14 protein-coding genes are annotated in these 12665 nt (G+C 44.2%); all 14 read right to left on the reverse strand.

The genetic code is table 11. The annotated features are described in order from the left end of the window. Positions 1-76 precede the first annotated feature (76 nt). The 14 genes from GPL15_RS10725 to radC all read right to left on the reverse strand — a co-directional run bounded on the left by GPL15_RS10725 (position 77) and on the right by radC (position 12637). Complete coding sequence (locus GPL15_RS10725) at positions 77-586, reverse strand: cell division protein SepF (RefSeq protein WP_215698672.1); 510 nt, start codon at positions 584-586, stop codon at positions 77-79. Positions 587-606: 20 nt separating this feature from the next. Beyond that, entirely contained in the window at positions 607-1287 is a 681-nt protein-coding gene (locus GPL15_RS10730) for a YggS family pyridoxal phosphate-dependent enzyme (RefSeq protein WP_215698673.1), read from the reverse strand. Between the two features lie 13 nt (positions 1288-1300). Next, positions 1301-2701 carry an HlyD family efflux transporter periplasmic adaptor subunit gene (locus GPL15_RS10735; RefSeq protein WP_215698674.1) on the reverse strand — a complete coding sequence of 467 codons (1401 nt, stop codon included), beginning with the start codon at positions 2699-2701 and terminating at the stop codon, positions 1301-1303. Between the two features lie 123 nt (positions 2702-2824). Further along, positions 2825-3244 carry a twitching motility protein PilT gene (locus GPL15_RS10740; protein WP_215698675.1) on the reverse strand — a complete coding sequence of 140 codons (420 nt, stop codon included), beginning with the start codon at positions 3242-3244 and terminating at the stop codon, positions 2825-2827. A 90-nt stretch (positions 3245-3334) separates the two neighbouring features. Then, entirely contained in the window at positions 3335-4303 is a 969-nt protein-coding gene (locus GPL15_RS10745) for a D-alanyl-D-alanine carboxypeptidase family protein (RefSeq protein WP_346344942.1), read from the reverse strand. Positions 4304-4312: 9 nt separating this feature from the next. Continuing rightward, entirely contained in the window at positions 4313-4708 is a 396-nt protein-coding gene (locus GPL15_RS10750; protein ID WP_215698676.1) for a methylglyoxal synthase, read from the reverse strand. Positions 4709-4726: 18 nt separating this feature from the next. Further along, entirely contained in the window at positions 4727-5845 is a 1119-nt protein-coding gene (locus GPL15_RS10755) for an FtsW/RodA/SpoVE family cell cycle protein (protein ID WP_215698677.1), read from the reverse strand. Between the two features lie 2 nt (positions 5846-5847). Beyond that, positions 5848-6126: a cell division topological specificity factor MinE gene (gene minE / locus GPL15_RS10760; RefSeq protein WP_215698678.1), complete on the reverse strand. Its 279-nt coding sequence runs from the start codon at positions 6124-6126 to the stop codon at positions 5848-5850. Positions 6127-6148: 22 nt separating this feature from the next. After that, complete coding sequence (gene minD, locus GPL15_RS10765) at positions 6149-6946, reverse strand: septum site-determining protein MinD (protein WP_215698679.1); 798 nt, start codon at positions 6944-6946, stop codon at positions 6149-6151. A 72-nt stretch (positions 6947-7018) separates the two neighbouring features. Further along, complete coding sequence (locus GPL15_RS10770) at positions 7019-7684, reverse strand: septum site-determining protein MinC (protein ID WP_215698680.1); 666 nt, start codon at positions 7682-7684, stop codon at positions 7019-7021. Between the two features lie 19 nt (positions 7685-7703). Further along, positions 7704-10586, reverse strand: a complete 2883-nt coding sequence (locus GPL15_RS10775; protein WP_215698681.1) for a penicillin-binding transpeptidase domain-containing protein — start codon at positions 10584-10586, stop codon at positions 7704-7706. After that, a complete protein-coding gene (gene mreD / locus GPL15_RS10780; protein ID WP_215698682.1) occupies positions 10579-11097 on the reverse strand; it encodes a rod shape-determining protein MreD in 519 nt (172 codons plus the stop codon). The genes GPL15_RS10775 and mreD overlap by 8 nt, the downstream gene beginning before the upstream one ends. Beyond that, entirely contained in the window at positions 11094-11942 is an 849-nt protein-coding gene (mreC, locus tag GPL15_RS10785; protein WP_215698683.1) for a rod shape-determining protein MreC, read from the reverse strand. The genes mreD and mreC overlap by 4 nt, the downstream gene beginning before the upstream one ends. Next, positions 11942-12637, reverse strand: coding sequence for a DNA repair protein RadC (gene radC / locus GPL15_RS10790; RefSeq protein WP_215698684.1), 696 nt, complete (start codon positions 12635-12637; stop codon positions 11942-11944). Before radC ends, mreC begins: the two co-directional genes overlap by 1 nt. Positions 12638-12665: the final 28 nt, after the last annotated feature.

Raw genomic sequence — 12665 nt, forward strand, 5'->3', positions numbered from 1 at the left:
GAACAGGAAAAAATCTTCCTATGGAATAAAGAAACAGGGCGCAAAAGGCCCTGATCTCTCATAAACCATTCAATTGTTATAAGCGAAAGTTAAGACCGGATACATCCAAAGTCCCATTATTCAAAAGGTCGGTAAAATCTCCCGACAGCTCCACGGATTCCGGCGTTGCGATAAATATGTAATTGGAGATCTTTTGAAGATTTCCGTTCATAGAATAGGTTGCTCCTGAAGTAAAGTCAATGATTCTCTGGGCAATCTCCATATGCAGTCCTTCCATATTCAGCACAACTGCTTTACCGGCCAAAAGATAATCACAGATTTCTCTGGCATCTTCAATGGAAGTTGGTTTAATCAGGGATACTTCCATCCCTCGTTTCATCGGAACCACTTTATTGGAACGGCCTAAAAAGCGGGGTTTTGCCGGTTCGGGAAGGTCATCGCCGTCATCGTAATAATCGTCTTCCCTCTTATTGAAAATGCCTCTTTTTACCGTTTTATCGTCATCGTATTCATCATCTAAAAAATAGTCATCATCTTCTCTATCGTTTAAACGCATTGTGTCCATAATCTTTCCTAAAAGACTCATATACCTTTACCTCTCTACTCTTATCTTGCGCCGAAAATACCGGTGCCAACTCTTACCATGGTTGCGCCCTCCTCAACGGCTACTTCATAGTCGCCTGTCATTCCCATTGAGAGCACACTCATAGTAACATTATCAATGTTTTTACTTTTCATGTCAACATAAAATTGATTTAATTTTCTAAAAATTTCGCGATTTTCTTCTGCATCTTCGACAAACGGAGCAATTGTCATAAGGCCGCATATCTTAACATGGGGATAATTTTTAATTTCTCTGACGGCAGCTTCCACATCCTCCATATAAAAGCCGTATTTGCTCTCCTCGCGGGCTGCGTTGACCTCTAAGAGTATAGGAACTATCCTGCTTTTTTTACCGGCTTCCTCCTCTATTTGGGATGCCAGTCTGAGAGAATCCACAGAGTGGATCAGGCAGGCTTTATCAATCACTTGTTTAACTTTATTTCTCTGGAGATGGCCGATCATATGCCATCTGAAATCATCCGGAAACTGAACGGATTTTTCCAGAATCTCCTGTACTTTATTCTCTCCGAAATCCCTGATTCCGGCCTCTGCGGCCTCCTTAATCATGGATACCGGTTTTGTCTTGCTCACTGCAATCAGCGTAACTTCTTCCGGGTTTCTTCCGCTGCGGCGGCAGGCCTCTTCAATCCGTTTCGTTACCTGGGTTATATTCTCTGCAACCATTCTTTTCACTCTCCTATTGATAGATTAGCACGCCTTCGCCTTCGATAATATCCGCATCCAAAACGATATGGTCATAGACGGACAGGCCGTAATTCATATTTTTCTTCACCGTACAGTACTCATCATTGGAATCTAAAGTTTCTATCTGCTTAAATACGGCATAACCCTTATTAATGTTATATACGCCTTCTAAGGATGCGGTCTGGCCCACCTGATAGCGCTCGGTTGAATTGGGCTTTACGATATAATCCCCTGCCGCAAATGCGGCCCCCTGGCCTGAATCAATATAATAATATTCTTCCGTCGCATAATAAAGAGTGGTTGGAACGAAAACAGCCGAAGTTCCGGTTTCTCCATAAGTCTCTTTAAAGAAGCCTGTTTCCGAACTGTCGCCGCCTTTGGTCAGATATTCTGCCGGAACCAGGTAAAAATCTTTTTTTGTAATGGCGCTGACAGGAATTTTAAGACCTGAAACTTTATCCGACAAGATTTCAAAATCGATATAGCGGTCCGACACAAATTCCACCATATACTTATCAAAATCCAGCTTACCGTATGGTTTTCCATCTGTTCCCATGATCTGTGAATATGCGCCTGAGGTGATTAAATCGTGGCCGGTAAAAGAAACCTGCAGGCTTTTTTTATCCGCATATTGAATTATGTCCTCTTCTGTCAATGGAAATACCAGCGACCAGGAATCAGATGTTATCACTTTATAAACCGGAGCGTCTTTATCGATCAGGCCGGTCTTTGTAATTGCTTTTGAATAATTCGCACGGTCAAATACCGCTTCCGAGATTCCGCTTGCAGTCAGTTCTTCATACGAATCTATGGCATAGGAAATCACGCCCGCCTGATCCGCCCGCACCTGCTGGAAACTGATGCCTTTTTCTTTCATTAAAGTATCCATATTTTCCATGGAACTGAAATTCGCATATTCCAGGACCGTGGCTTCTAACGTATATTTTGCATCGTACACGGACCGGAATCTGTCGTCCGAAAAGGACAGGCTGAAGGCGGAAAGCTGCTTTTTTATATCGGAAAGGCCCTCCGGGCTCATTCCCGTCCCTTCGTCGGCGTGCTCCTCCAGAAAATTGGCCAGCGCACCCGTTTCATCGATGGAATAGATGCTTGTCCCCACGGATGCCCTTTTTCCCTCCCGGATATAATAATTAATATAACCGGCCCGGTCCGTATACTTGGTTTTTTCTTCTCTCAATGCAATTCCCGTATAGCTTCTGTCTTTTACGATACTCCCTTCCACCACCTCGTAAAACTGCACCTTTTCTTTTCTCATATATGTATAAACACTAAATGCCATATAAACAAAAATCAAAGCGAATATGATCATACCCACATTGATATTTAAAGGCTTGCGATAGCGTACAATTTTCTTGTTTTTTTTCTTCGCCATGAATGAAGCCTCCTTCCTTTAAGTATTATAAGAGGAATCTTATAAAAGTTCAAGCATAACAAAGAGGTTCATTTCCCAACATGGAAAAAGGGACTGAATTTCAGTCCCTTTTCTCTATGTATATTATAATGAAATAACCACATTTTTCTTAGCATTCTCAGGAAGTTCATTCGCATCCAAGGAAACACTCAGTACAAATGTCACGTGATATTTTTCACCGATTTTTTCCAAAGCCGCCACTGTTTCCGAAATATCTTCGCCTTCCAGGCAGGACAGTTTCAGGAAACTGTCTAAGAACATCATCTCTAAATCATGATCCTGTGAAATAATTCCACAGATAAAACCTAAAAATCCTTCGCTGCAGGTAATCGAATATTCATTCACATTAATAAGTCTGATCTTATTGCTTAATTCATACATATGTTTTGAACTTTTGTCTAAATAAACGATCGAGCCCTTGGAATCCTTTATGGCTGCATTCGCCTTGTCCAGCAAATGCTTTGTTTTGCCCTTTCCCTTTTTCCCTGCTATAATCTGCACCATAATAATGTCCTCCTTGAGTTTATTTAATTTGTATAAAAAGTCATTTAATATTAATGTAATTATAGTATAAATTAATAAAAAACGCAATCACTAATTGACAATTTTAGAAATTATATTTGTCATGTTTTCATATAGGTTGGGTCGGCTGCCTGCTTTCAGCACCACCGATATATATTCCTTATCGGATTCATCACGGCTTGCCATCACAAGACAATAACCGGCCGCATTGGTGGTTCCGGTTTTTCCGCCGAAAACAGTTACCCCATCCGGTGTTTTCCGCTCTCCGGTTAAATACCAGTTTCCTCCGGACCAGGTTTTGGAAACGGATTCTCCCTGGCTGTTTTTGTAGTCCGCCGTATAGGCAGTGGAACCGGTGATTTTTCTAAACTCAGGATATTTTAAAGCTTCATTGAACATCAAATACAAATCATACGCCGTCGTATAATGCTGTTCATCGGACAGGCCGTGAGGATTAACAAAATGAGTGCCTGTGGCGCCTAAACTTCTGGCCTCCTCATTCATCATGTCGCTGAACCCTTCGATGCTTCCCGCCATATGGACTGCAATGGCAGCCCCGGCATCATTGCCGGAAGGAAGCATAAGGCCGTATAATAACTGCTCCATCGTCAGTACGTCCCCAGGCTTAATGCCGCACAGGGTAGCCCCACGTTCCGTGATCACAGCGTCTTCCGTAACGGTAACTTCATCCGTAAGATTGCCGTATTTAATAGCCAGAAGAGCCGTCATAATCTTTGTAGTACTGGCCGGATACAGCCGTTCAAATGCATTCTTGCTGTACATAGCCCGGGCGTCGGAAATATCAAAAAGCCCGGCGGCTTCCGAATTGACGGCAGTATCTTCATATTGGCTTTCGTCAAATATCACGCAAAGCCCGGCGGCAAAAGGAACCGCCAGATCTTCAGTATCTGTCTGTCCGGCCGTCACAATGGTTCTCTCATTAAAGTCATATTGGTTTTCTAACTTCACCTTGCCCGGCGCGCAGCCTGTTGCAAGGCATAATACCGCCGTTAGGCTCATTATCTGAATATAAGGTTTCAATGCCGGCTCCTATTTATACATTTCTCTCCACTCCATATCGCCACGGTCAAGGGCTTTCACCAAAAGTTCGGCAGTGGCCAGATTGGTGGCAATTGGTATATTATGGATGTCACAAAGACGGGTTACGTTGTTGACATCCGGTTCGTGGCTCTTGGGGCTTAAAGGATCACGCAGGAAAATAACGAGATCCATCTCATTGTGCTCGATCTGAGCTCCCATCTGCTGTTCGCCGCCCAAATGGCCTGCAAGATACTTGTGTATATTGAGGTTAGTCACCTCTTCAATCAATCTTCCCGTAGTTCCTGTAGCGAATAATTCATTTTTGCTTAAAATTCCTCTGTAAGCGATGCAGAAATTCTGCATTAATTTTTTCTTTGAATCGTGGGCAATAAATCCGACATTCATCTCATATACCTCCTTAAATTAGTTGCTGATTTTTCTTTGCAGTCCAACATTTAATACAAAGCCCATCCCAATAAAAATACTCAGAAGGGAACTAACTCCATAGCTTACAAACGGTAATGGCAGACCAGTGTTGGGAAAAATACCGGTAGCTACTGCGATATTGGCAAATCCCTGAAATGCGATCAGCGTTGCCATGCCGGTACAAATCAGCCGGCCGGCCATATCTTTGGCCCTGCCTGCCATAATCAGGCATTCATACACGAGCAGCAGAAACAATGCAATCACCACCACTGCTCCGATGAATCCCAGTTCTTCACCAATGATGGCGAAGATAAAATCTGTCTGCTCCTCTGAAAGGAAATTACCGTTCTTAACTGAAGCGATCGATGTATTATTAACGCCTTTACCCGTGAGCATTCCCGAACCAATGGCCATGATGGAATTCTCTTGCTGATAATAGGCTTCTGCATACTTTTTTGGATCAATCCAGGCCAGAATACGCCTCGCCTGATATCCCCTTAAAAATGGTATCATTTCATATTGTAATAAATATATAAATAAGGCCGCTAGCGGCGTCATCACCGCTAAGGTGCCCAATATCCATTTATAACTGATTCCTGCCGTAAAAACTATGGAAGCGATAATCACGACAATTACCAGGCTGGTCGATAAGTTCGGCTGTTTTAATATCAGGGCAACCGGCAGTGAGAACAAAACAAAAGCGATTGCCAGAGTTGACGCCTGATTGATTTTCTCCTGATATTTATCGAAATACCAGGAGAAAAATAAAATCAGCCCTATCTTAACAAACTCCGACGGCTGTATCTGACCGATTACCGGTAATACAATCCATCTGACGGCAATGCCCTTGCTCTTGCCGAACAATAAAACGGCAGCCAGGCTGATCACACAGATCAGATAGACGATAAAACTCAGCGATAATATACGGTGGTAATTGATCAGAGACAGAATGACAGCGATTGTCAGCCCTACCATAATACCTAATATCTGCTTCATTACCATAGATCTGTTCTGGTTTGTTGCACTCCATATGGCAGCAATCCCAATACAGCTCAATACCAGCATATAGATGATGATGCGGAAATTAAAATTTTTTAATTTATAGTCAAACAACATATTTAAAAGGTCCTTTTGTATGGTATGGCCTGAATTGGAATATTCGCGCAAAGACAGGGAAGTGTGTCGCTGCAGCCATTGATTATATTATGCGTTATCTCAAGCTCAACACCGCCCGGATCAATGTCCATGTACTTTGAGATCATATGAATCATATCATCCTTTATCATCTCCATGATTTCAGGAGAGCAGTTTAGCTTGTCCGATGCAAGCAGGATTTTCAGCCTTGATCTGGCAATTTCCCCTGAATTTTTCTTTTGGAAAAAAGATAAAAGATTCATGCCGTTCCCTCCTGTCCTTTTCTCAGAAGCTGGCTGTCTTGATAAAATAGCTCAGCCTGGAGAGAATGCCTTTGGGAACTTTTAAATCCAGCAGCGGGACATCTTCGCCCAAAATCCTTTTACAGATATTCATATAAGCTTGTCCGGCCGTAGACTCCGACCCAACCAACGGTTCCCCCTGATTGGTGGAAACCACAATGCTTTCATCATCCGGCACGGCTCCGATAATATCCATGCCGAGTATATCCATGACATCGTCAATCGACATCATGTCTCCCCGTTTTACCATGTCCATACGTATTCTGTTTACAATGAGGTCAATTTGTTCCAGTTCAGCCGCCTCTAAGAGGCCGATGATGCGGTCCGCATCACGGATGGCTGAAACTTCTGGGGTAGTTACTACCAGAGCCCGGTCGGCGCCTGCTATGGCGTTTTGGAAACCTTGTTCGATTCCCGCCGGACAATCCAGTAATATGTAATCAAAATCACTTCTCAGGTTATCCACCAGCTTTATCATCTGTTCCGGATTCACCGAAGATTTGTCTCTTGTCTGTGCAGACGGCAGTAAATATAAATTAGGATATCTTTTGTCTTTTATCAGAGCCTGTTTCATGCGACAATTTCCTTCAACCACATCCACCAGATTATATACAATCCGGTTTTCCAGCCCCATGACCACATCCAGGTTTCTAAGCCCGATGTCCGTATCAATGAGAACCACCTTCTTGCCCAGCATAGCCAGGCCGGTGCCGATGTTTGCTGAAGTCGTCGTCTTGCCGACTCCGCCTTTTCCGGAAGTAATAACAATGACTTCACTCATATGCCAATTCCTCCGTTTTCTTTATAACCCTAACGTATCCATTTTACCTTAAAATTCGAAATATTTCCAGTATTAAATGGAATTTAATAGGCTAAAAAAACTCTTTTTAAGGTTTTTGATACAAATTGTATCGTTTTCGATACAAGCCATCATGGGATTCTTGCCCAGCCGTTTGCCTTTTTCAGAGCCAGGGCCGGTAAAATCACTGATCCTAAGATGAACCGGGGCCATCTCAAGGGCCACCACAACGGCGTTTTTATTGCCTGCGGCTCCTGCGTGGGCGCTGCCCCGCAGCTCGCCCAACACAATGATATTGCCCTTGGCGATCACTCTTCCGCCATGATTCACATCACCGATAATGATGATGCTGGATTCGGATTCCAGAGTATCGCCTCTCTTAATATTGCCTTTATAAAACTGCCCGGTGCTGAAAGAAAGCTCCATCAGTTTCTCATTCAATGCTTTTTCGCACCGTTCAATTCTCTTGGCGTCCGTATCGATCAGACATAGAATTTCAACGTCTGAGTTGGCCGTAATGGTATTCACTATCTGAAATTCTTCATCGGAGGTAAGTTCTCTTCCTTCCAGGGTCAGCGCCATCTGCACCGATCCCCAGAATTTTGAACTTTCGTGAAATTTTCTGGCAATGTCCTCCAGAAGCTGTTCAAATGGAATCTCAGGATCGAGATAAACAGACATTCCGGATTTATTGCCCTTGATGACCACTGAACTGTGCATAGTAACACCTCTTATCTTTTTAGTCCCCAATCGTTACATTGGATACATCTAACGCACCGGTATTTAAAATCTGGTCAAGCGGTGTATATCCGTAATAGAACCGGTACACGTTTTTGGCGATTGTAGCTGCATTGGAAGAGGAATATCCAAATGGAATATTCACTGTTACGCAGATATCAGGGTTGTCGAACGGCGCATAGGAAATGAAGAACGCATGGTTGGGTTTCATCCTGTTTTCCTGGGCCGTACCTGTTTTTCCGGCAATATTGACTTCCAGATCTTTGAAAATGTCCTTAGCCGAGCCCTGGGCAACCACTCCGCGCATACCGCTCTGGACCACATCCCAGGTAGAATCTGCGATTTCAATTTGGGAGTGGATTTTGGGCTGCCGTTCTTCCAGCAGATTATCTTTGGAATCGGTGATCTTGTCAATTAAAGTCAGATCAAACACCGTTCCCCTGTTGGCGATGGCTGTAACATAACGCGCCAGCTGTACATTGGAATAGGAGTTGGTTCCCTGTCCCATGGCGGAACGTTCCGGGTCTTCCGTGGTAATCTCCGGCATAGTCTCCGCGATCTCCACACCGGAAGGCTGGTCAAGCCCAAACATGGTGGCATATTTCTGAATCGTTTCCAGTCCCTTTTGGGTAGAATAGGTTCCGTCCGGTTCCGTGCTGAGCCGGTGGGCCACTTCCGCGAAGAAATAGTTGCAGGAATTCATGATTCCGCCTTCAACTGTCAACTGATTGTGACGTCCAGGATAAATCCAGCATTTAATGGGCAGAGCCACCTCTTCATATTCTCCGGTACAATTGATGGTGTCTGTCAGGGAAATCACCCCTTCTTCCAGCCCCGCAATGGCCGTGATCGGTTTGAACGTGGAACCAGGCGCCTTTTTAACCTGGGTGGCATTGTTCCAAAGGGGCAGCGACATATCTTCATTGAGCTGATTGTAATATGCCGCATCCACGGTTCCCGATAAGCGGTTATTATCATAGCTGGGGTATGTGACCAGAGCCCGGACTTCGCCGGTTTTTACATCGGTAACCACGCACCCTCCCGTACATGGGTCGAGAGCAAGCTGGGCCGGCGTTATCTCAATCTTGGATATCTTATCCACAATGAAGGTAAAGGCATAATTATCTCCATTATTGGTCAGCATTGCGATCTGCTGTTCGTCATAAGGCAGCACTTCCTGCGCATATAATGCAAGACAGAGTTCCCTTCCCGTAACCACCTCGTCGTTGACCAGATACCTGTATATCTTTTTGGTAAACTGCGTATCATCCACCAGATGAGTCAGCACATAATCGACCAGAGTATTAAAACTGTCATCTGCATTAGAGTATTTACTCTTTATCTCCAGTTTAGTCGTATCAATCCAACTGTTTGCAATACCTGAATAGATAAAATCCCTCAGGCTGATGGTGCCGTCTGTCCATGCAAGATATTCCGGACTTGAAGTATCGATCTTTTCCTTCATGATGATGCCTACAGTCGGAGAGGAAAGATAGGTATAGATATACTGCATGTAAGCCACCAGATCTTCAGGCAGGTCGTTCATAACAGCCGCCTGCTCACTCTGGAGCTCCGCTTCTATCTTACCAAGAATCTGCTCCCGGGAGTTTAAAAATTTGGAATAGATCTGTTTTTCAATGTCGGACGCATCTTCAGCCGCTATTTTCTTCAGTGAAAGCACATTGTTGTTGATCAGCTGGTAATATGCGTCTTTAACCGGAATCTTCTTTTTAGAAGGGTCGGTAAGGATCGACGGTTCCACATCTTCATTGACCAGCCATTTGGCCAGGATACCGGCCAGCTGCTTTTCAATCAGGTTATAGGTGGCTATCTGCAGATCCCTGTCTATGGTGAGATATACGTTCTTTCCCGCTACAGGCTGTGTTTCGTCATCCTCGATCTGCAGGATCCGGCCCACATTGTCCACATACATGTTTCTGACCCCTTTTTTGCCCTGAAGCTCTGTTTCCATAGCCTGTTCAATTCCGATTCGTCCCACAATATCCGTGGGCTGATAGTTTTCGTCTGCCTTTCTCAGTTCCTCTAACTGATCTTCCTGGACTTTGCCCGTATATCCGATTATGGGGGCAAAATATTTGCTGTCGTTGTAAACGCGGATTGTGGATTCCTCTATGCCGACACCCTGCAGTTCGGCCGTATGTTCCATAATATCTGCCATCGTTTCATCGCTGACATTGGATGCGATTGTGGTGGTTTCGTATTTCTGGTAGGCAGTCAGTGACATGGTATAGCGGATGTTGATCATTTTAAGAGCCACATCATCAGGCACGATCAGCTGGTTGCCCTTTTCATCTTTTAACTTGTCAATTTCGTAATCTTTTTTCTTTTTTTCAAATAATTCCCGTGCAGTGACGGTGGATGGGTATTTTCCGGAAGAATCCGTAAGTTCATCGACGGATGTCCGGCCGTAAAGGTCCCGAAGAAACCGCTTCCTGGCGGCTTCCGACGATGACGTATACACCATATCACCATTGTTATCAATTGCAACTTCAAATTTTCCCTGTACGTTCTCTCCGTGTTTGTCCAGAATCCGGACAAGCTCTAAAAGCATAGTATTTCTCGTCTGGTTTTTTTTATAGGCACCGGTGTCCTGAATGGTTACAGAATAGGCCAGCTGGTTATAAGCCAGGATATTTCCTTTTCTGTCATAGATGTTGCCCCTGGTGCCCGCCGTATAAACCGTCCGCATTGTCTTTTGAACATAGTTATCTAAAAATTGTTTGCCATTTACAATCTGCAGGTCAAAAAGCTTGGATACCAGCATACTGAACAGGCAGGTAAAAATCACTGCCAGCGCAAACAATCGGGAAGTAAACACTTTTTTTAAAAATTCTTTCAGCACTTCACATAAGTCGTTAAACAATCCTGCCGTCTCTCCTCTTTTCAAGTCCTTCCAAGCGCCTGTTGGTAAACAGGAACAACCGGTAAACCAAAAGCGTTGTCACAACGGTAAAAATGATTTCAGGAATAATGATCTCCCTGAAATAGAACATAAAGTTCAGACGCCCCCTGATAAGGAAACGCAGTACATAGATATATATATTATATGCCAGCTCATTGACCACACTTAAAATCAATGGCAGGGTGATATAATCTTCATAATAATATTTTGTGCAGATCCCGTTGGTATAACCGATATAAATATAAATCAGCGTATAAAAACCAAAAGGCCCGCTGTAAAACAGGTCCAGCAGCAAGCCGGACAAAAGCCCGTAGAACATTCCTGCCTCTTTCCCCTCGATAAATCCGAAGGAAAAGGTCAAAATCAGCAAAAGGTTAGGGGCCGCCGATAAAAACGGCAAAAGCGGAAACACACAATTCTGTATGGTAAATGCCAGTATGATGAGAACCACATTAATTAACGCACGTTTCATGATTCACCTGCCTGATCTTCCGTTTCTTTTACTTTTGTTATAATCAGGACTTCCTGTAGACTGCTGAACTCCGCGACCGGAATCAAATACCCGGAACTGGTCAGTTCGTTGGCATCCACCGTAATATCCGCAGCGTAGCCGATCAAAATGCCGGGAAGGAATTTTGAACTGATATTGGAAGTGATGATCTTATCCCCATCCTTCACATCTCCGCCTTTTTTGATATTGGTAATCCTGAGCCTGCCTTCTTTATATAAAGTGAGATCCCCTCCCACAAAACAGGTGTCACCCGACTGCATTGCCATAGCGCTGACTTTGCTGGAGTCATCTATAATGGAACGCACGGTGGCATAATTAGCCCCCACATCCGTCACAATGCCCACCAGGCCGCCGCCTGCGAGCACATTCATATCGACCTCAATTCCATCGGCCGATCCTTTATCGATTCTGAAGACCTGGAACCAGTCGCCGGAATCATTGGCAATGACCCTGGCACCGATCTTCTCATACTGCATATAATCCTGATCTAACTGATAGAGATCTCTCAAACGCTCCAGTTCAAACTGTTCTGACTGAAGGCGGTTGTTCTCTTCGGTCAGGGCTGAGATATCGTCCTTTAATTTCTGGTTTTCCTCTAAGGCGGTTTTTAACTTTTTAAAATCCGTGATATCCTCATATAAAGCCCGTCCAACGGTGTTGACTCCGGACTGGACCGGTATTAAAAAATACCCCACTCCTGTCCGAAGTGGAGAAAGCCATGTATCATTAATTGAGGTGATTCCGATTAACAGCACACAAAATGCGGTTAACCCCATTAAAATGTATTTACTGCGCTTTGAATCCATTATAACATTCCTTTTTCTTTAAAGCTGATATAAGAGTTGTCTCCTATGACGATATGATCTAAAAGTTCGATTCCTACCAGTTCGGCGGCCTCGTACACCCTCTTTGTCAGGCGCAGGTCATCCTGGCTCGGCGCAGGATCCCCGCTGGGATGATTGTGGACCATAATCATCTTCACCGCGTGATACCGCAGCGCTTCGATCAGGATCTCACGGGGCGTGGCAATGGAGGCGTTCACTGTCCCCTTAGATATCAAAACGTCTTTTATCAGCATGTTTTTTGTGTTGAGCAGCATTATTTTAAGCTGTTCCTGCTCCATATGCCTCATATCTTCAATGTAATAATTGACAATGGCACGGGGATGGTCGTAACAAACCGTATCGTTAACAGCGGCCCGTTTCCAAATCCTTCTCGATAATTCCCCGATACACAGCAGTTGTGTCCCTTTTACCTGTCCGATCCCCTTTACATTCATGAGTTCAGGGAGGGAAAGATGCAAAAGCCCTAAAATACCCTCACCCGGATAGTTTAAGGCTAATATATTATTTGCCAGGTCTAAGGAGTTTTCTCCCTTTCTGCCGGTCCTTATGATGATGGACAACAGTTCGGCATCGGTCAGGGAAGCCGCGCCGTACTGAAGGCATTTTTCATAGGGGCGTTCAGCGGCGGGGATGTCTTTCATAGTTATTGTTTCCATATTTCTCCCAACTACGCAACTCTCCAAG

Origin of the sequence: Clostridium sp. MCC353 (genome assembly GCF_018785315.1) — a bacterium.
Taxonomy (GTDB): domain Bacteria; phylum Bacillota; class Clostridia; order Lachnospirales; family Lachnospiraceae; genus CHH4-2.

Bases quoted from the DNA above. Each gene is read 5' to 3' on its own strand.
- GPL15_RS10740 (WP_215698675.1), bottom strand. From the start codon at position 3,244: ATGGTGCAGATTATAGCAGGGAAAAAGGGAAAGGGCAAAACAAAGCAT.
- GPL15_RS10725 (WP_215698672.1), bottom strand. From the start codon at position 586: ATGAGTCTTTTAGGAAAGATTATGGACACAATGCGTTTAAACGATAGA.
- GPL15_RS10735 (WP_215698674.1), bottom strand. From the start codon at position 2,701: ATGGCGAAGAAAAAAAACAAGAAAATTGTACGCTATCGCAAGCCTTTA.
- minD (WP_215698679.1), bottom strand. From the start codon at position 6,946: ATGAGTGAAGTCATTGTTATTACTTCCGGAAAAGGCGGAGTCGGCAAG.
- mreD (WP_215698682.1), bottom strand. From the start codon at position 11,097: ATGAAACGTGCGTTAATTAATGTGGTTCTCATCATACTGGCATTTACC.
- GPL15_RS10750 (WP_215698676.1), bottom strand. From the start codon at position 4,708: ATGAATGTCGGATTTATTGCCCACGATTCAAAGAAAAAATTAATGCAG.
- GPL15_RS10770 (WP_215698680.1), bottom strand. From the start codon at position 7,684: ATGCACAGTTCAGTGGTCATCAAGGGCAATAAATCCGGAATGTCTGTT.
- mreC (WP_215698683.1), bottom strand. From the start codon at position 11,942: ATGGATTCAAAGCGCAGTAAATACATTTTAATGGGGTTAACCGCATTT.
- radC (WP_215698684.1), bottom strand. From the start codon at position 12,637: ATGGAAACAATAACTATGAAAGACATCCCCGCCGCTGAACGCCCCTAT.
- minE (WP_215698678.1), bottom strand. From the start codon at position 6,126: ATGAATCTTTTATCTTTTTTCCAAAAGAAAAATTCAGGGGAAATTGCC.
- GPL15_RS10755 (WP_215698677.1), bottom strand. From the start codon at position 5,845: ATGTTGTTTGACTATAAATTAAAAAATTTTAATTTCCGCATCATCATC.
- GPL15_RS10730 (WP_215698673.1), bottom strand. From the start codon at position 1,287: ATGGTTGCAGAGAATATAACCCAGGTAACGAAACGGATTGAAGAGGCC.